Here is an 18,834-nt window from a genome sequence, read left to right on the forward strand (position 1 = left end):
TTCCGCCTGTTTTGGCTGGAAGATGACGCCATCCTATATACTGGTTGGTCCACCAGATCAGTTCAGGCCGGATGCGTCAAGGGAGCTTGGATATTGCGATGCATTAAAAAGTGTATGCGGCGCGGCATTGCAAGGAGGCCGTGTTCCTCCGGAGGTCGGACGGCGTCTGACGCGAGCCGCCGTGCTTGCCAACCCCGTCCGCAACGCATAGTTTTTCTGCAGGAGATGCGTCTGGGAGAGGAGTGCCGGGCGCTGCGATAGGGATGTTTGCTGGACACGACCCATTTCTGGTGGCGCTTTCGGTCGCCGTTGCCGTGCTGGGCGGTTATACGGGTTTTGGCCTTGCCGCGCGTATTCGCGTCATACCCACCGCCAGCCGTCGCCTGCTTCTGACCGGGGCGGCGGCCTTTCTGGCCGTCGGCATCTGGACGATGCATTTCATCGGCATGCTGGCGGCGCCGATCCCCCTCGACGGCGCCTATCTGGTGCTGCCGACCTTCGTGTCCTTCCTCATCTGTGCGCTGGTCGTCGGGATTTCGCTGTTTTTCGTCAGTATCGGCGAGCCGTCGACGGCGCGGGTGCTGGCTTCGGCGGTGCTGCTCGGCGTGGGAATCATCCTGATGCATTATGTCGGCATCCATGGTCTCCAGGGGCATTTCGTCATCGTCCATGATGACAGGATGATCGCCCTTTCCGTCGTCGTGGCGCTCTGTTCCGCCTATGGCGGGCTGCGCATCTATCTGGCGCGCCAGGGAGGATTGCGTCTGGCGCTGAGCGCGCTTGCCTTCGGCATCGCCGTTTCCGGCATGCATTATACCGCCATGTACGGCATGCACTTCGAAGTGCCGGCCGGCGGCCAGCCGATGCAGCATCATGCGATGGCGGGCGGCCTGGTCGCCTCGTCGCAGGTCCTTGCCATCATCGTCGCTTTTCTCTGTTTTCTCATTGCTGCGGGTTTTCTCCTGTTCCTCGTTCCCGAGGCCAGGCCGCGCCTGCCGTCGGCAGGTCTCGGATTTCCGGCGATGGCGCCACCGGCCCTGACGGCGGGGGAAGGGGAGGGGAGTGTCTCAGCGCTGCCGACCGAGCGTGAAAAGACCGTGCGGCCTGCCGTGGCGAAGATCCCGGTCGAAGGCGCCGATGGCACGCATTTCGTCGATGCTGTCGATGTGCGCAGCGTCCGCGCCGATGCCCATTACACGCTGATTCACGACGGCTGTCGCGACCGCATGTGTCCCTGGTCGATCTCGGAAGCCGAGGCGCAATTGTCGCCGGCGACCTTCATGCGCGTCCATCGCAGCCACATCGTCGCGCTGCCGCATATCAGCTTCATCCGCAAGGAAGGCGATGGCGCGGTCGTCGAGCTCGACGGCCAGGCGCCGCATGTCGTTCCCGTCAGCCGGGCGAAGATCGCCGAGCTGAAAAGCAGGCTCGGCCTGGCCCGCAAGGGGGCGACAGCAACAGCGGATCGCGAAATGGGTCATCCCTCCTGACGCAATTGGTGCGCTGAAAACCGCATTTCGTGCGAAATCCCGCGCCTCGTGAGGCCTTGCGGGCTCACATCTTGAACGTCGGGCTCGGCGGGATGAACCTTTCCGAACCGCTCCGCCCAGACGCCGGCGAGCGGTGGGAGGAGGATCCATGATACCCGGCGCTTTTAACTACCACTGTCCATCGACGGTTGCCGATGCCGTCGCACTTCTGTCGTCGCTCGGCGACGAGGCGCGGCCGCTGGCCGGCGGCCACAGTCTCATTCCGATGATGAAGCTTCGGCTGGCAACGCCGGAGCACCTGATCGACCTGCACGGTATCGCCAGCCTCAAGGGCATCCGCCAGGAGGCCGACCGGCTGGTGATCGGCGCAATGACCACGCAGCACGAATTGCTGGCATCGCCGGAGGTCTCTGCGGCCTTTCCGATTCTGAAGGAAACGGCGCTGCTGATCGCCGATCCACAGGTGCGCTACCGCGGCACGCTCGGCGGCAATGTCGTCAATGGCGATCCCGGCAACGACATGCCGGCGTTGATGATGACGCTCCATGCATCCTACCGACTGGAAGGCCCGGATGGCGTGCGCGACGTGGCCGCTTCGGATTTCTACCAGGGCGCCTATTTCACCGCGCTGGAACCGGGCGAGCTGCTGACCGCCATCACCATTCCCTTTACCGCTTCCGGCCATGGTTATGCCTATGAGAAGCTCAAGCGCAAGGTCGGCGACTATGCCACGGCGGCGGCGGCCGTCATGCTGACGATGGCGAACGGCAAGGTGGAGAGCTGTTCCATCGGCCTCACCAACCTGTCCGATACGCCGCTGCTGGCCGAGGCGGCTGCAGACGCCGTGATCGGCACCGGCCTGGACGACGATACCCTCAAGAAGGCGAGTGAACGCGCCCAGGAGATCATGTCGCCTGCCGCGGATGCCCGCGGGCCGGTCGAATACCGCAAACATGTCGGCGGCATCATGGTCATGCGGGCGCTGAAGCGTGCCGCGGCCCGCGCTGCCTGAGGAGGAAACGAATGGCAAAAACCCATGTGACGATGACCGTGAACGGCGCCGAGGTCGAAGGCCTCGTCGAACCGCGCACGCTGCTCATCCATTTCATCCGCGAGAACCTGCAGCTGACCGGTGCCCATATCGGCTGCGAAACCACCCATTGCGGCGCCTGCACCGTCGATATCGATGGCATGTCGGTGAAGAGCTGCACCATGTTCGCCGTCCAGGCGAACGGCTCGGCGATCACCACGATCGAAGGCATCGCCAATGCCGATGGCACCTTGTCCGCCCTGCAGGAAGGTTTCCGCCAGATGCACGGCTTGCAATGCGGCTTCTGTACCCCCGGCATGATCGTGCGTGCCCACCGGCTGCTGCAGGAAAACCCGAGCCCGACGGAAGAGGAAATCCGCTTCGGTATCGCCGGCAACCTCTGTCGCTGCACCGGCTACCAGAACATCGTCAAGGCGATCCAGTACGCGAGCGCCAAGATCAACGGCGTCGAATTCCGGGAGGCTGCAGAATGAACGACATGACCTTGACCAAGGAGCAACGCGAGGCGCGTCTCGAAGGCATGGGCTGCAAGCGCAAGCGTGTCGAGGATATCCGCTTCACGCAGGGGCGCGGCAATTATGTCGACGACGTCAAGCTGCCCGGCATGCTGCATGGCGATTTCGTGCGCTCGCCGCACCCGCATGCGCGCATCCGTTCGATCAACAAGGACGCGGCGCTGAAGGTGCCCGGTGTGCTGGCGGTGCTGACGGCGGACGACCTGAAGGGCGTCAACCTCGCCTGGATGCCGACGCTCGCCGGCGACGTGCAGATGGTGCTTGCCGACGGCAAGGTGCTGTTCCAGAACCAGGAAGTCGCCTTCGTCGTCGCCACCGACCGTTACGCCGCCGATGACGGCGTCAACGCCGTGGAGGTGGACTACGAACCGCTGCCGGTGCTCGTCGATCCGTTCAAGTCGATGGATGCCGATGCGCCGGTGCTGCGCGAGGATCTCGAAGGCAAGATGACCGGTGCTCACGGCCCCCGCAAGCACCACAACCACATCTTCGAATGGACGGTCGGCGACAGGGACCTCACCGATGCCGCCTTCCGCAAGGCGGAGGTGACGATCAAGGAGATGATCTCCTATCACCGCACCCATCCGTCGCCGCTGGAGACCTGCCAGTCCGTCTGTTCCTTCGACAAGATCAAGGGCGAACTGACGATCTGGGGCACCTTTCAGGCGCCGCACGTCATCCGCACCGTCGTGGCGCTGATCTCGAAGATCCCGGAACACAAGATCCATGTGATCGCCCCCGATATCGGCGGCGGTTTCGGCAACAAGGTCGGCGCCTATCCCGGCTACATCTGCTCCGCCGTCGCCTCGATCGTCACCGGCAGGCCGGTGAAATGGGTCGAGGACCGCATCGAGAACCTGACCAGCACCTCCTTTGCCCGCGATTATCACATGACGACGGAAATCGCCGCGACGAAGGAGGGCAAGGTCACCGGCCTGCGCGTCCATGTGCTCGCCGATCACGGCGCCTTCGATGCCTGCGCCGACCCGTCGAAATGGCCAGCCGGTTTCTTCAACATCGTCACCGGCTCCTACGACTTCCCGACGGCGCATCTGGCGGTCGACGGCGTCTACACCAACAAGGCGCCGGGCGGCGTCGCCTATCGTTGCTCCTTCCGCGTCACCGAGGCGGCCTATTGCATCGAGCGGGGCATGGATATCCTGGCCCAGAAGCTCGGCATGGACCCGGCCGAACTCAGGCTGAAGAACTTCGTGCGGCCGGAACAGTTTCCGTACCAGTCGGCGCTGGGCTGGGAATATGATTCCGGCGACTATCACACCGCCATGCGCAAGGCGATGGAGACGGTGCAATATGAAGACCTGCGCAAGGAACAGGCGGCCAAACGCGAAGCGTTCCGGCGCGGCGAAACCCGCGAGATCATGGGCGTCGGCATCTCCTTCTTCACCGAGATCGTCGGTGCCGGGCCTTCGAAGAACTGCGACATCCTCGGCATCGCCATGTTCGACAGCTGCGAGATCCGGCTGCATCCGACCGGGGCGGGCATCGCCCGCGTTGGCTCCAAGAGCCAGGGCCAGGGGCATGAAACCACCTGGGCGCAGATCATCGCCACCGAACTCGGCATTCCCGCCGACGACATCATGGTCGAGGAGGGCAACACCGACACGGCCCCTTACGGCCTCGGCACCTATGGCTCGCGCTCGACACCGGTCGCCGGCGCGGCCATCGCCATGGCAGCGCGAAAAATCCGTGCCAAGGCTCAGATGATCGCCGCCTATCTCCTGGAAGTCCACGAGGGCGACCTGGAATTCGACATCGACGGCTTCCGTGTCAAGGGTCTGCCGGAGCGTTTCAAGTCGATGAAGGAGATCTGCTGGGCGGCCTATAATTCCATCCCGCCGGGTATGGAGCCGGGCCTGGAGGCGGTGAGCTACTACGATCCGCCGAACATGACCTATCCGTTCGGCGCCTATATCTGCGTCATGGACATCGACGTCGATACCGGGGTCTACAAGGTCCGGCGCTTCTACGCGCTCGACGATTGCGGCACCCGCATCAACCCGATGATCATCGAGGGGCAGGTGCATGGCGGACTGACGGAAGCCTTCGCCATCGCCATGGGGCAGGAGATCCGCTACGACGACAACGGCAACGTCGTCACCGGTTCGCTGATGGATTTCTTCCTGCCGACGGCGGTGGAAACGCCGCATTGGGAGACGGATTTTACCGTCACGCCTTCGCCGCATCACCCGATCGGCGCCAAGGGGGTCGGCGAAAGCCCCAATGTCGGCGGCGTCCCGGCGTTTTCGAATGCCGTCAACGACGCGTTTTCTTTCCTCGGCTCGACGCATATCCAGATGCCGCATGATTTCTGGCGGAACTGGCAGGCGGCCAAGACGCTCGGCGCGCTCGGCTGACCAGGACGAAACCGATGTCTCGTTTCGATCCGGGGCCGGGCGATGCGGCTTCCCTTCCCGCATGCGGGGAGGGGGCCGCGCCGACGGCGCGTCTTTCGCCAGACGATATCGCTGTAAGGCTTGCCGAGGCCGGTTACATCGCCGAGGGCGATCTGGCGACGGCGATCAGCCTGATGCAGATGCTGGGGCGGCCGCTGCTCCTGGAAGGGGAGGCGGGGGTCGGCAAGACCGCCGTCGCCAAGGCGCTCGCCTTCGTGCACGGTACGGAGCTCATCCGCCTGCAATGCTACGAGGGGCTGGACCAGCCGGCGGCGCTCTACGAATGGAACTACCAGCGGCAATTGCTGGCGATCCAGGCGCAGCAGGGCCGGGAGGCCGGGCTTGCCGAAGACGAGATCTTTTCGGAAAAATTCCTGCTGGAACGGCCGCTGCTGGCGGCGATCCGGCGGGAAAGGTCGCCGGTACTGCTGATCGACGAAATCGATCGGGCCGACGAGGAGTTCGAAGCCTTCCTGCTCGAGCTGCTCTCGGAATTCCAGATCTCCATCCCCGAACTCGGCACCATCAAGGCGCGCTCCGTGCCGCATGTGGTGCTGACGTCCAACGGCACTCGCGAGCTGTCCGACGCCCTGCGCCGGCGCTGCCTCTATCATTACGTCGATTATCCCGACGTCGACCGCGAGGCTCGCATCATCCTCGCCCATATCGACAAGATCGACGCCTCGCTGGCGCTGCAGATCGCCCGCATGGTCGAAAAAATCCGCAAGGAGGATCTGCGCAAGGTGCCGGGCGTTGCCGAAACACTGGATTGGGCGGCAGCCCTCGTCGGCCTTAATGTTCGCGATCTCGCCGATGCGCCGGAGGCGGTGCATGCGACGCTGATGTGCCTGCTCAAGACCCGCGAGGACAAGGCGCGTTTCACCCGCGAAGTGACCGAACGACTGATCGGGAGGGTCGCATGAGCTGCTGCGGAGCGCCGATGACACCCGGCGAGGCGGATGAGGTTTCGCAGCTGATGGCGGCAAAATTATCCGCCTTCCTCAAAACCCTGCGCGACAACTCATTCGCCATCGGCCTGCAGGAGGCAGGTGATGCTGCCGCGCTGATGGCCGCCGGCTATGCTGAGAAACCATCCTTGCTCAGGGCGGCATTAAAACACCTGGTTTCCGCCCGCAAGGCCGACTGGCTGGCCTTCGACGGCATCTTCGACGCCTTCTGGCTCGGCACGCGGGTGCGCTCCCGCTCGCTGGTGTCCGGCGGCAATGCTTCGGCTTCCGGCAATCCGGCGTTGAAATCCTTGCCGGACAATGCTGCGCGCAGTGCGGATGCTGCGACAGACCAGCTGCCCTCTGCCGAGAACGGCGAAAACGACGCGGCCGGCGAAGGACGGATGGAAGGCGCGTCCGTGGTCGAAAACATCGCGGCGACGGATTTTCGCAAGCTCCACCAGCCTGAGGATATCGAGAAGGCGCATGTCTTGGCGGCGCGTCTGGCAGCCGTGATGCGCACGCGCCTGACGCGCCGTGACCAGATGCGCAGCAAGGGAGAGCGGCTGGACCTGCGCCGCACCATCCACGGCAACATCAGCCATGGCGGCGCGCCGGTTGCCCTGTTTCACCGTCGTCGCAAGGAAAAGCCGCTGCGGCTGGTGATGCTGCTCGACGCCTCCGGTTCGATGAGCCTCTACACCGGCGTCTTCCTGCGTTTCATCCATGGTGTGCTCGACGCGTTCCACGAGGCGGAAGCCTTCCTGTTCCACACGCGGCTCGCCCATGTCTCCGACGCGATGAAGGAGCGTGATGCTGCGCGGGCGCTCGACCGGCTGTCGATGATGGCCCAGGGTGTCGGCGGCGGCACGAAGATCGGCGAATGCCTCGCCATCTTCAACCGCTGGCACGCCGCCCGCGTCATCCATTCGCGCACCTGTGTGATGATCGTCTCGGACGGATATGAAACCGGCGATGCCGAACAACTGGGCCGGGAGATGGCTGCTTTGCGCCGCCGCTGCCGGCGGATCTTCTGGCTGAACCCGATGGCCGGCTGGGACGGATATGCGCCCGAAGCCCGCGGCATACGGGCAGCCTTGCCCTATGTCGACCTGCATGCGCCTGCCAACACGCTGCAAAGCCTGGCGGCACTCGAACCCTATCTTGCGAAACTGTGATGGAGGCCCGGATGAACGCCCATGTCGATGTCCTCGAACTTGCCTCCCGATTGAAATCCTCCGAAGAGCCTTTCGTGCTCGCCACCGTCGTCCGCACCATTTCCGTCACGGCTGCCAAGGCCGGTGCCAAGGCGGTCATCCGGCCTGACGGCACCATCGTTGCCGGCTGGATCGGTGGCGGCTGCGCCCGTGGCGCCGTTCTGAAGGCTGCACGGGAAGCCCTGTCCGATGGCCGGACACGCCTCGTTTCCGTCCAGCCGGAGGACCTGCTGGCGACGCTCGGCGTCAAGCCGGGGGAAAACCGCGACGGCGTGCGGTTTGCCCGCAACATGTGCCCCAGCCAGGGCAGCATGGATATCTTCATCGAGCCGGTATTGCCGCGGCCGCCGCTCCTGATCCTCGGCGCCAGCCCGGTGGCATCCGCCATCGCCGACCTGGCGCGGAAGCTCGATTACCACGTCACCCTCGCCGCGCCCGTTTGCGACTTTGCCGAGATGCCGGAGGCCGACGTGCTGGTGGATGGCTTTGCGCTGGCGCCGGCCGAACGCGGTTTCCGTTACGTCGTCATCGCCACCCAGGGCAAGGGAGACGAGGCCGCTGCCGAGACCGCCTTGTCGATCCCGGCCGATTATTGCGGTTTCGTCGGCAGCCGCAGGAAGATGGCCGCCCTGCGTCAGTCGTTTGTGGACCGCGGCGTCGCCGCGGAGATCCTTGATCGCTTCAAGGGGCCGGCAGGGCTCGATCTCGGCGCCATCACGCCGGAGGAGATCGCCCTCTCTGTGCTTGCGGAAATCACCCAGATCCGCCGCCGCGGCCAGCGCGACGGCCGAAATCCCCCAATCTCAGTCGGAAAGGAATGACCATGGATATGAACGGCAGCGAGCGCATCGAGGCGCCGGTGGAGGTCGTCTGGCGGGCGCTGAACGATGCGGAGATCCTGCGCCAGTGCATCCCCGGATGCGAGCGGCTGGATAAGGCGTCGGACACCGAGATGTCGGCGACGGTCGTCTTGAAGATCGGGCCTGTGAAGGCGCGCTTCGAAGGCGCCGTCGAGCTCTCGAACCTCGACCCGCCGCATTCCTATACCATTTCGGGTGAAGGAAAAGGTGGTCTCGTCGGCTTCGCCAAAGGCGGCGCCGACGTGTCGCTCACCGCCGACGGCCCGCAGGCCACCATCCTCACCTATACAGTCAAGGCCGACGTCGGCGGAAAGATCGCCCAGCTCGGCAGCCGACTGATCGACTCCACCGCAAAAAAGCTCGCCGCCGAATTCTTCTCCGTCTTCGGCGAAAAGGCTGCCGGCCATGCTCTGGCCGCAACAGACGCAGGCTGACATCCGGCCGCGTCTTGCCGGTTGTGGGTGCACCAAAGTCGTATTTTTGCATTTATCGCTGACAGGGAGAAGAAATCCGCGCGGTTTCTTCTCCTCTTTTTTATTAAAACGCATTTCTTGATAAAATAGTGTTAAGACCGATAAGCGAGCATTATCAGTCATAATGTGCGAAAGACAATGCGTGCATTTATTGAGAAAATGATGCCATAAAACGCACGAACGTTATGAGTTCGCGGGTATGGATTCGCTCGTCGTCCCGTTTCTCGCGCTCGCCGCTGCCTTGCCCGGCTGGACCCTGCCGCGCGGCAGCGAGCCGGACCGGGTTGCCGCCGACGTCACATTGGAAACGCGCCTGACGATCTCGTCCGCCCCAAACTGTGGCTACAGGGTTGCCGCCGTATCCTTCGGGGAGCTCGAGGATCTGGAGTTGGCGCGCGAGGCGGTCGAATGCGCCCTTCTCGAGGACGCTATCGTCCATGGAGGCATGGAATGGGAAGCAAATATTATTGCCGCCCACTATAATCTTTCGCGTTGTCCGCAGCCTATCGGCAGCGATGACGTCGAGGAAAGGTTGCGTTGGATTGACGTACACGACGGTTTTCATCGGCGTCTTGCGGCCGCGGCACGGTCGTCTTGGCTGAAATCCTTTCAGGATCAGTTATTCGAGCAATTGCAGCGGCATCATCAGGCGCTTCTCTTCCATCCCGATGTCGTCAGCCCTTCCCGTCCGCCGAAATCCGAAGGCGAGACCGAAGCCATGCTTCATGACGTGCTCGCCTTGGCGCCCCACACGCAGATCATGCAGGCGGCGCTTGATCGGGACGTCGGCGCCGCGGTCGTGTTGCTGCGCACCCATATCCACCTCGCACTCGATCTCCATCGGGCTATCGCAGGTATCGTCGCCAGGGCAGCGGAGCCCGTTAAGGCAAAATCATTTAAAAAATAGCAGGAGTAAAATGAAAGCAATATCGATAGCCGCAGTGACGGCGATGTTTGGGGTGACGTCAGGAGTTGCCTGGGCGGAGTCGCTGCAGGTTGGCTCGGTCACGAACAAAAATCAACGCACTCTCCTTTAAAATCTGCTCCTTTCAGGAAAAGTTGTCCAGTAACATCAGACGTACCAGATGCCATCGGCAATTGCCGGGGCCACGCCGGCAATGTTTTCGGCGCTCTCTGAAAATCCCGCCAGCACCTCCGCCCGGGAAACGTTGGCAGCCATACGGCCGGTCCAGAAATCGATGCCGGCCTGTTCTCCCGCACGACCGAGCACGTTTTGATACAGTTGCTCGACAAAGGCTTGGTTAGACACGTTTGTCCCATAAAGTGCCTGGAATTCAGCGGAGGAGACAAAACCATCGGCAGCGCTCTGCAAGCTCATGCCGGTATCCATTGCCTTGATCCAATGTGAAAGCCCGGCGGTATCAGGCGTACGGTCGAAAGCTGCTTGATAGATGCGATATGCTTGGCCCGCCGCCCCTGCAGTATCGAAAGCGAGAGTGCCATCTGAGAAATGCACCCGTTCAAAATTGAACAACGTGTCTGAACCGTCCCGACCTGCAATCTTGTCTAAAACGCTGATCGTGTTCCCGGCCGACCGTCCCACATCATAGTCTTCCCGCGCTCCGCGGTAGATCGCGGTATCAAGGCCGCCATTACCGTTTAGCTGGTCGTTCCCGCCCAAACCAGTTAGGGAATCATTGCCATTCCCACCCGCAATGCGATCGTTTGTCTGCCAGCCTGTTCTGGATACAGCCTCGTTGATGACTGCTATTTGTACAGCGGCATAGTCGTTGCCGCTCGGTGGCCCCTTGATAGTCAAGTCCGGCGGCGGATTCCAGTCGGCAACGGCATAGACCGCGTCAGCTATCCAGTCACCATTCACATCGGCAAACTCATAGGATTCAGTCGCAGGGAAAAGGTCTTCGTCAATACGTGAAAAGTGGCCGGCGCCATCATTTGCGAACCAAAACGTGACCTGCCCTGTGAAGCTTTCGTTATAATTGCTGAAGACGATATCCAGGTCACCGTCACCCTCCAGATCGACAAGATTGAGTAGGGGTTGCCCGCCATGAGCTTCCAGCATCTGCCCGCCAGCCTGTCCGGCGATTTCCATAGATGCATCCGTGTAGCCCTGAATGCCGTCATTACGCAGATATTGAATGAACGTTCCATTGGCTGGCGCGTGTATGGACCACAACACCAACAAATCCAAATCGCCATCGTTGTCGACATCGCCTGAAACGGTAAATTCGGAACTGTTATCGATCGAGGACGGCGAGGGGACATTTCTGCCAAGCTCTTCATCGAAAATCAGGGTAAAATTCCCCTTGCCGTCGTTTTTCAGGTAGCTGAAACCGGCAAAAACGGGACCGTTGTTCCACGACGATGTCTGCCCGAAATAGATATCGGGCAAGCCATCCGCATCCGCATCCATCAGGTTCGCGTGATAGGAGGAAAGAAACGTCTTGGTGTTGTCGGAGAAATGGTCGTCACGGCCATAAAAAATCGGTGCACCAAAACGACCGCTGCCATCGTTGAGGAGGATGTAACTTCCGGTGTTATCATCCTCGCCGAGATTGTTGACGTAGAGATCGACATCACCATCGCCATCGAAATCCGCCGCAACTGATCCATGGCTGAAATCGGTGAGTTGCGGCAGGTTTCCAGATTTATCGCTATAGGTGCCATTGCCGGTCGAGAGCAAAAGACGGTTTTGCTCGCCGGGAAAGGGGTCGGTGCCTTCGGTGCCGTGATTATTCACAAAGACATCTTGAATGCCATCGCCATTGAAGTCGGCGACGATGAAGTTCCGCGTCAGGATCGTGCTTGGTTTATCCGGTAGAAACCGCTCGGTCGCATCGACCAACCCGTTGCCGTCGTAAGACAAAACGAGCAATGGGCGGCTCTCTGTCCGGGCGTTCCCCACGCCGATCTGCAAACCCGATACGATGACTTCCTGGCGACCATCGCCATCAATATCCACCGCAACCGAACGGTCCCATTCATAGTCGCGAAAACCCTGTTTTTCCCCTATGGTATGGCCCATGAAAACGCGTGTGAGATAACTCGGCAGCGGCATGTTCCCCCCCAATTGCCTGATCCCTTAGAACATCCTTCGTTAACGATCGCTAATAGTCAAGCGCCGAAAAGCCGGCGCGAGGAAGGCAAGGGATCAGGCGCCGATATGGCTGACGAATTTCGTCGTCAGGTAACCGTCGAGGCTTTCGGCACCGCCCTCGCTGCCATACCCGCTGTCCTTGATACCGCCGAAGGGCGTTTCGGCAGCGGCAATGCCGAAATGGTTGATCGAAACCATACCGGCCTGAAGCTCCGAGGCAAAACGGTCCGACGTCGCCAGCGAGCGGGTGAAGGCAAAGGCGGCGAGGCCGAAGGGCAGGCGATTGCTGCGTTGGATCGCTTCATCGACGGAACCGACGCGTACCAGCGCCGCTACCGGGCCAAAGGGCTCCTCGTTCATGATGCGTGCATCTTCTGGTACGTCGGACAAGACGGTCGGCTCGAAGAAGAAGCCGGCATTGCCGATGCGTCGCCCACCGCATTCAAGCTTGGCACCGGCGCCGACTGCATCTTCAACGAACATTTCCATCGCATCGAGACGGCGCGGATTGGCGAGCGGTCCCATCTGGGTCCCTTCCGCAGAACCATCGCCGACCTTCAGCGCCCTGGCGCCGGCGACGAAGCTCTCCCTGAAGCTGTCATAGACGCTATCCTGAATGTAGAAACGGGTGGGGGCGGCGCAGACCTGCCCGGCATTGCGATATTTCAGCATGACGCCGAGCTTGGCGGCGGCCGCGACGTCGGCATCGTCTGCGACGATGTAGGGGGCATGGCCGCCTAGCTCCATCGTCGAGCGCTTCATGTGAGAGGCGGCCAGCGAAGCCAGCGCCTTGCCGACCGGAACCGAACCGGTAAAGGAAATCTTCTGGATGATCGGCGAGGCGATCAGATATTCCGACACTTCGGCCGGAACGCCGAAGACGATATTGACGACACCGTTCGGCACACCGGCGTCCTGAAACGCCTTGGCCAGTTCGATACAGGCGGACGGCGTTTCTTCCGGCGGTTTGGCGATAACCGAGCAGCCGGCAGCCAATGCGGCGGAGACCTTGCGCACAAGCTGGTTGATCGGAAAATTCCAGGGGGAGAAGGCCGCGACGGGGCCGACCGGTTCCTTGATGACCATCTGGTGGGCACCGGGAACGCGAGAGGGGATGACCCGGCCATAGATGCGGCGTGCTTCCTCGGCGTGCCATTCGATGTGTTCCGGCGCGGCATTGGCCTCGCCGCGCGCTTCCGCCAGCGGCTTGCCCTGCTCGCGGACCATGTGCTGGGCAATGACCTCTGCACGTTCACGCACGATCGCCGCCACACGCAGGAGAATGCGGTAGCGCTCCAGCGCGGTCATCTTGCGCCAGATCTCGAACCCCTTGGCGGCCGCAGCGAGGGCGGCATCGAGATCGGCGCGCTCGCAGATCGGCAGTTTCGCGATGAACTGGCCGGTGGCGGGGTTCTTGACCTCGGCAGTCCGGCTGCCCGAAGGCGAGCGCCATGTTCCGTCGATCAGCAGCGGCTTATCCAGCATGATTTGCTTCCTTGAGAGTGCTATCAAAAACAGGTTTTCGGCAGGTCGGAGAGTGCCTGCGCGTAGTCTTTCGCGATGCGGGCTATGATTTCGGCGGCGGGCAGGATGTCGGAAACCAGGCCGGTACTTTGGCCTGCCTCGACCTTGCCTGCCTCGACATTGCCGTCAAAGGCCGCAGCCTTGAGCGAACTGGCCATGAAGAGCGCCTTGCGGTCTTCGTCGGAAAGACCTTCCGCTTCCGCTTTCGCCATTCCCTCGGCAAACTGGTTGCGAATGACGCGGATAACGCCGAAGCCCCGGCCAACAACCATCGTATCGCTGACACCCGCCTTGACCAAAAGATCCTGATAGGCCGGGTGCAGCCGCGCTTCGCACGACATCATGAAACGCGAACCGAATTGCGCAGCGCCTGCGCCGAGCGAAAGTGCCGCCGCCAGTCCATGACCGTCCGCGAAGCCGCCGGAGAGGATCAGCGGCATATCCGGCACCGCCTTGGCGATGGCGCGGCCGAGCACCAGCGTCGAAACGAGTTCCGGCGGAGGATGCCCGCCGGCTTCGCCGCCGACGGCGATCAGGCCGTCGACGCCGGCGTCCGCGGCCTTTCGGGCATGCACCTCACCGGATACGACATGCAGGCAGATCGTGCCGGCAGCCTTGAAACGGTCGAGATATTTCTTCGGGCCGCCTTGCGATGCGATCAGGACCGGGATGCGCTTTTCCAGCAGAATGTCGATGATCGCATCGACACCTTTGCGGTAAAGCGGCAGGTTGACGGCGAAAGGCCTGTCGGTTCCGGCCTTGATGTCGTCGATCGCTTCTTCAAGATGATGCGGAAACATCGGGCCAGCGGCCAAGACGCCCAGACCGCCCGCATTGGAGACCGCCAGCGGCAGGGCCGAATTGGACGAGGCCCAGGACATGCCGGCCTGAATGATCGGCAGATCGATGCCGAGCAATCTCGTGACATTCGTTTCGATACGCATGATCAATCAATCCTCGATCCCCGCGAGCTTGCGCGCATGGGCGGCAAGCTGCTTCTTCTGGATTTTCGAGCTGGCGGTCATGCCGATCGCCTCGAAATCGTCCACGATCCAGACGTGGCGCGGCACTTTGAACCCCGCCATTTCCCGCTTGGACCAATCGATGATTTCCGCCGGCGTCGTCGTGCAGCCCTGGTTCAGGATGACGAATGCGGCCGTGACCTCGACGAGCCGTTCATCCGGAATACCGACCACCGCAGCCTGGCGGATCAACCGGTTCTGGTGCAACACGTTCTCGACATCGGCAGGGGAGACGTTTTCGCCGCCGACGCGCACGATATCCTTCGCCCGACCCATGAAGCGCAGCCGCCCGGATGCATCGACTGCCCCGAGATCACCGGTCGAAAGCCAGCCGTCGGCAGAAAGCGTGGCCGCGGTTTCTGCCGGCTTGTCAAAATAACCCTTCATGACGTTCCAGCCACGCACCTGGATTTCACCCGGTTCGTCCGGGCCGGCGCTCCGCCCATCTTCGGTGCGGATGCGGACCTCGACGCCGGTCTGCACCCGCATGGCGGCGCTGACCCGCAGATCTTCCGGCTCCCACCAGCAGGATTGCGCGACATTGGGCGAGGCCTCGGAAAGTCCGTACCCGACCACGCATTCACGAGCACCGAGTTCGTCGATGACGCGGCGAACGATGGTGGGTGAAGCCGCCAGCCATGCGCCACGCAAATTCAGCCGGCGGGAAGGCAGATCCGGATGGTTCAGGAGCATCAGCGCCATCGTGTCGTTGCCGGAGAAATGCGTACAGCATTCCGCCTCCATCAGCCTTAGTGCCTCGCCTGGCTCGAAACGGTCCATGCTGACCAGTGTGACCGCATGCTGCAGGCAGGAAAGGATCGATAGCGTCGTGCCGGCAACATGGAAGAACGGACGGGCGCTGTGGAACCGGTCGCTTGGTCGAAGGCCCATACGAAGTCCGGAGAAGAAGGCATTCGGCAGTATGTTGCGATGGCGCAGCAGAACGCCTTTCGGGAAGGATGTCGTGCCCGATGTATATTGGATCAGCAGCACGTCGTCGGGTTCGTCGCAAGGCGCGACCGGCTTCAGGTCCGAATTGCAGAGGTCGCGCCAGCTTACCGCTGCGACCGGTACGTCGTCGCCGATTACCAGAACCCGTTGCAGATCGGGCAGGGTCTCATGCGGCAGGGCCGAATCGACACCGGCGCAAATGTCCCGCAGCATGGCGATGAAATCGATCTTCAGGAAACGATCACAGGTCACAAGCGTCGAAACGCGGGACTGTTTCAAGGTGTATGCCATTTCGGCTGCGACGAACCGGGTGTTGACCGGCACGGTGACTGCGCCGAGCGAGCCGATCGCCAGAAAGATGACAATCCACTCCGTGCAATTGCCGAGGCAAAGCCCGACATGATCGCCCTTCCTGACACCGGCGGCGGCGAGTGCGGCCCGGGCGAGGGCGACCTTTTTCTCCAGCTGGCGGAAGGTCAATCTTCCGCCCGTCGCGACGATTGCCTCGACATCGGGCGCGATTGCTGCCGACCGGCTCAAGGCGGCCGAAACGGTGAGAGGGCAAATGGCCTTGAGATCGAGATCGCTCATTTGCTGCCCTTGCCGCCAACGGCCTCGGAAAATTTCTCGATACCGGCGCGCCAGCCGCCATCGGCGAGATTGCGCTCGATTGCCGCCATCTCGATACGGATGCCGTTGCCGAGATTGGTTTCATACCCGAGATCGACGGCCTGTTTGGTCAGGGCCATGGCGAGTGGCGGCGCCGCTGCAATGCTTCCGGCAATCTCCATCCCGACCTGTTCAAGCATATCGGCCGGCACGACCCGCGAAACGAGACCCCTTTGATAGGCTTCTGCCACTTGCATGGTGCGGCCGGTATAAAGCAGTTCCTTCGCATTCATGCGGCCGATTGCCCGCTGCAGCCGCTGCGTGGCGCCAACCGTGCCCCATTGCGGCTCAGGAAAGCGAAACGTGGTTTTCTCGGAGGCCACGACGAAATCGCAACTCATGACAATCTCTCCGCCGGAACCGACCACCGGGCCCTGTGTCAGGGCGACGACCGGTTTGCCGCATCGGCCAATCGCGTCGTAGGCGGCAAACGAGGCCTGCCGGCGAGCGATCACCCAGGCTTCGTCCTTGCCGCTTCGCTCCTTCAGATCGGCGCCTGCACAAAAAACCGGGCCATTGGCCGCAAGAAGGATGACGCGGAGATCCTGATCGCGATCCAGTGTCTCGAATGTCTCGCGCAGCGCGACACACATGTCCAGATTGACGGCGTTGCGCGATTCCGGGCGATTGAGAACAACACGCGCAATCGCCCCCTCCTGTGTGACAGATACGGCATCGAGGCTCATCCGATCACTCCTTCTTCCCGAAGCGTCGCGATTTCGGCGTCGTCGAGGTTCATTTCGTGTTTGAGAATGGTGTCGGTATCGGCGCCGAGTAATGGTGGACAACCGATCTCGGGAGAATCGAATCCATTAAAACTGACCGGCGTGCGCAGTGCCCTGAAGGTGCCTTCCGTGGGGTGATCGAATGTTCCCACGACACCGCGCGACTGCATGTGCGGGTCGTCAAGGATTTCGCGTGTCGTATTGACTTCGCCTGCCGGGATGCCGACCGCGCGCAACGCTTCGGCCAGCGGCTTTCGTTCGCGCGCAGCAATTGCAGTGCGCATATCGTCCATCACCCGCTTGCGATTGGCCAATCGTCCCGCATTCTTGGCGAAGGATGGGTCTGCGCCGAGCGCGTCAAGGCCGAGCACGTCGCACAGCCGGCCCCAATGCTGGTCACTGCCGCTGATGTGCAGCCAACCGCCATCGCGGCACTGGAAGGCCGCGGACGGGACGCGACCGGGATGTTCGGTACCGGAGCGGCCGATATCCTCGTCCAGTGCGAAAAGGCGTGCCGCCGCCAGGGCGAGCAGGCTTGCCTGCACATCCATCATCGCCAGATCGATATGGCATCCCTTGCCGCTGCGGCCGCGTCCGACAAGGCCGGTGAGAATGGCGATGGCGATCCAGAGGCCGGCCGTCAGGTCGGCGATCGGCACGCCGGCCTTGGCGGGCGGCGAATCCGCATGGCCGGTCAGATGCATGACGCCGGACAATGCCTGAAACACCGTGTCGTAACCGGCCCGCTCCCGGTAAGGCCCTGTCTGGCCGAATCCGGTATTGGAGACATAGATCAGGTTCGGATTGAGTGCCGAAAGTGTTGCAAAACCGAGGTTGAAGCGCTCCATGTCGCCGGGCAGGAAGTTTTCCAGCACGACATCGTGTTGCGCTGCAAGCGTGGCGGCGATCTTCTGCGCTTTCGGCGACTTCAGGTTCAGCGTCATCGAGCGCTTGGCACGATTGAAAGCGAAGAAATAGGCGCTTTCGCCGCCTGGAAGGCGCGGCTCGAAGATACGTGACTCGTCGCCGTCGCCGGGTCGTTCCACCTTGGTGACCGTGGCACCGAGTTCGGCGAGGATTTGTGTCGCCATCGGCCCTGCGAGTACGCGCGAAAAGTCGAGGATGCGGATGCCTTCGAGTGGTTTCATTTCGCCTCCTCGCGGAAGCTGCGCATTTTGGCATTGAGTTCACGGCCGGCGGCCATGGCTTCGGAATAAGGCAGGTCCGCGACCTGATAATAGAGTGTCTTCGCAGCCGCCATGGCCAGCGGATTGGCCGCTGCCCAGGCCTGCGCGATGTCGACCGCCTTTTCGACGACCTCTTCCGGCGCAGCAATGCGGTTGCAGAGGCCGAGCGCAAGGGCTTCTTCGGCCCCGATCAAGCGCCCCAGGCTGATCATTTCGAAGGCTGCCTTGCGCCCGAGCGATCTTTGAAGGCCGGTCATGACGAGAGCGGGGACGATGGAATGCTTGAGTTCGGGATAGCCGAATTTGAGATTACTCGCCGCCACCATCATGTCGCAGCCGATGGCGAGGCCTGCACCGCCGCCGACGGCTGCACCCTGGACAGCCGAGACGACCGGTTTCGACAGGCTCTGCATCATTGCCTGCGTCCGGCACGTCAGGTCGGCGCGCTTTTCGACCAGTTCCCGGTTGGCCGGCGTCAGCGCAGCGAATTCGGATAGATCGGCACCAGCGCAGAAGGCACGGCCGTGACCGGCAAGCACGATGGCACGAATGTCCGCGTCCCGATCGGCGGCAAGAAGTGCGTCGTGGATCGCCTGCGTGAGTGCGGTATTCAATGCGTTCAGCTTGTCGGGACGGTTCATCGTGATGATGCGAACCGCGTCACGGTTCTCGACAAAAAGAACGGAAGATGGCTCGGTCATGCCCTGATC

16 protein-coding genes are annotated in these 18,834 nt (G+C 62.1%); 9 read left to right on the forward strand and 7 right to left on the reverse strand.

Features of this window, described 5'->3' with window-relative positions; genetic code table 11:
• The first annotated feature begins 263 nt into the window (after nucleotides 1–263).
• The 9 genes from DEM27_RS21225 (at nucleotide 264) to DEM27_RS21265 (ending at nucleotide 9,874) form a co-directional block, all read left to right on the forward strand.
• Nucleotides 264–1,490: an MHYT domain-containing protein gene (locus DEM27_RS21225; protein ID WP_109460255.1), complete on the forward strand. Its 1,227-nt coding sequence runs from the start codon at nucleotides 264–266 to the stop codon at nucleotides 1,488–1,490.
• A gap of 148 nt (nucleotides 1,491–1,638) precedes the next feature.
• Nucleotides 1,639–2,502 carry an FAD binding domain-containing protein gene (locus DEM27_RS21230; RefSeq protein ID WP_109460256.1) on the forward strand — a complete coding sequence of 288 codons (864 nt, stop codon included), beginning with the start codon at nucleotides 1,639–1,641 and terminating at the stop codon, nucleotides 2,500–2,502.
• An 11-nt stretch (nucleotides 2,503–2,513) separates the two neighbouring features.
• On the forward strand, nucleotides 2,514–3,014 hold the full coding sequence (locus tag DEM27_RS21235; RefSeq protein WP_109460257.1) for a (2Fe-2S)-binding protein: 501 nt from the start codon (nucleotides 2,514–2,516) through the stop codon (nucleotides 3,012–3,014).
• Nucleotides 3,011–5,431 (forward strand): aerobic carbon-monoxide dehydrogenase large subunit, encoded by a 2,421-nt coding sequence (locus DEM27_RS21240; protein WP_109460258.1) that lies wholly within the window; start codon nucleotides 3,011–3,013, stop codon nucleotides 5,429–5,431. Before DEM27_RS21235 ends, DEM27_RS21240 begins: the two co-directional genes overlap by 4 nt.
• 14 nt (nucleotides 5,432–5,445) lie before the next feature.
• The gene (locus DEM27_RS21245; protein ID WP_109460259.1) at nucleotides 5,446–6,393 is read left to right on the forward strand and encodes an AAA family ATPase; all 948 of its coding nucleotides are present in this window, start codon (nucleotides 5,446–5,448) and stop codon (nucleotides 6,391–6,393) included.
• Nucleotides 6,390–7,595 carry a vWA domain-containing protein gene (locus tag DEM27_RS21250; RefSeq protein ID WP_109460260.1) on the forward strand — a complete coding sequence of 402 codons (1,206 nt, stop codon included), beginning with the start codon at nucleotides 6,390–6,392 and terminating at the stop codon, nucleotides 7,593–7,595. Before DEM27_RS21245 ends, DEM27_RS21250 begins: the two co-directional genes overlap by 4 nt.
• 11 nt (nucleotides 7,596–7,606) lie before the next feature.
• Nucleotides 7,607–8,455: an XdhC family protein gene (locus DEM27_RS21255; RefSeq protein ID WP_109460376.1), complete on the forward strand. Its 849-nt coding sequence runs from the start codon at nucleotides 7,607–7,609 to the stop codon at nucleotides 8,453–8,455.
• Nucleotides 8,452–8,928, forward strand: coding sequence for an SRPBCC family protein (locus DEM27_RS21260; protein WP_109460261.1), 477 nt, complete (start codon nucleotides 8,452–8,454; stop codon nucleotides 8,926–8,928). Before DEM27_RS21255 ends, DEM27_RS21260 begins: the two co-directional genes overlap by 4 nt.
• 238 nt (nucleotides 8,929–9,166) lie before the next feature.
• Nucleotides 9,167–9,874, forward strand: a complete 708-nt coding sequence (locus DEM27_RS21265) for an FCD domain-containing protein (RefSeq protein ID WP_109460262.1) — start codon at nucleotides 9,167–9,169, stop codon at nucleotides 9,872–9,874.
• A gap of 165 nt (nucleotides 9,875–10,039) precedes the next feature.
• Here DEM27_RS21265 and DEM27_RS21270 read toward each other — a convergent pair whose 3' ends face one another.
• The 7 genes from DEM27_RS21270 to DEM27_RS21300 form a co-directional block, all read right to left on the reverse strand.
• On the reverse strand, nucleotides 10,040–12,007 hold the full coding sequence (locus tag DEM27_RS21270) for a DUF4214 domain-containing protein (protein ID WP_109460263.1): 1,968 nt from the start codon (nucleotides 12,005–12,007) through the stop codon (nucleotides 10,040–10,042).
• Nucleotides 12,008–12,100: 93 nt separating this feature from the next.
• On the reverse strand, nucleotides 12,101–13,531 hold the full coding sequence (locus DEM27_RS21275) for an NAD-dependent succinate-semialdehyde dehydrogenase (RefSeq protein ID WP_109460264.1): 1,431 nt from the start codon (nucleotides 13,529–13,531) through the stop codon (nucleotides 12,101–12,103).
• 23 nt (nucleotides 13,532–13,554) lie between these two features.
• Nucleotides 13,555–14,514 carry an NAD(P)H-dependent flavin oxidoreductase gene (locus DEM27_RS21280; RefSeq protein WP_109460377.1) on the reverse strand — a complete coding sequence of 320 codons (960 nt, stop codon included), beginning with the start codon at nucleotides 14,512–14,514 and terminating at the stop codon, nucleotides 13,555–13,557.
• A gap of 6 nt (nucleotides 14,515–14,520) precedes the next feature.
• Nucleotides 14,521–16,134 (reverse strand): AMP-binding protein, encoded by a 1,614-nt coding sequence (locus DEM27_RS21285; RefSeq protein ID WP_109460265.1) that lies wholly within the window; start codon nucleotides 16,132–16,134, stop codon nucleotides 14,521–14,523.
• The gene (locus DEM27_RS21290) at nucleotides 16,131–16,898 is read right to left on the reverse strand and encodes an enoyl-CoA hydratase/isomerase family protein (protein WP_109460266.1); all 768 of its coding nucleotides are present in this window, start codon (nucleotides 16,896–16,898) and stop codon (nucleotides 16,131–16,133) included. The genes DEM27_RS21285 and DEM27_RS21290 overlap by 4 nt, the downstream gene beginning before the upstream one ends.
• Nucleotides 16,895–18,085 (reverse strand): CaiB/BaiF CoA transferase family protein, encoded by a 1,191-nt coding sequence (locus DEM27_RS21295; protein WP_109460267.1) that lies wholly within the window; start codon nucleotides 18,083–18,085, stop codon nucleotides 16,895–16,897. Before DEM27_RS21295 ends, DEM27_RS21290 begins: the two co-directional genes overlap by 4 nt.
• Entirely contained in the window at nucleotides 18,082–18,825 is a 744-nt protein-coding gene (locus DEM27_RS21300; protein ID WP_109460268.1) for an enoyl-CoA hydratase/isomerase family protein, read from the reverse strand. The genes DEM27_RS21295 and DEM27_RS21300 overlap by 4 nt, the downstream gene beginning before the upstream one ends.
• Between the last annotated feature and the right edge of the window lie 9 nt (nucleotides 18,826–18,834).

Origin of the sequence: Rhizobium album (genome assembly GCF_003122325.1) — a bacterium.
In the GTDB taxonomy this organism is placed as follows: domain Bacteria; phylum Pseudomonadota; class Alphaproteobacteria; order Rhizobiales; family Rhizobiaceae; genus Metarhizobium; species Metarhizobium album.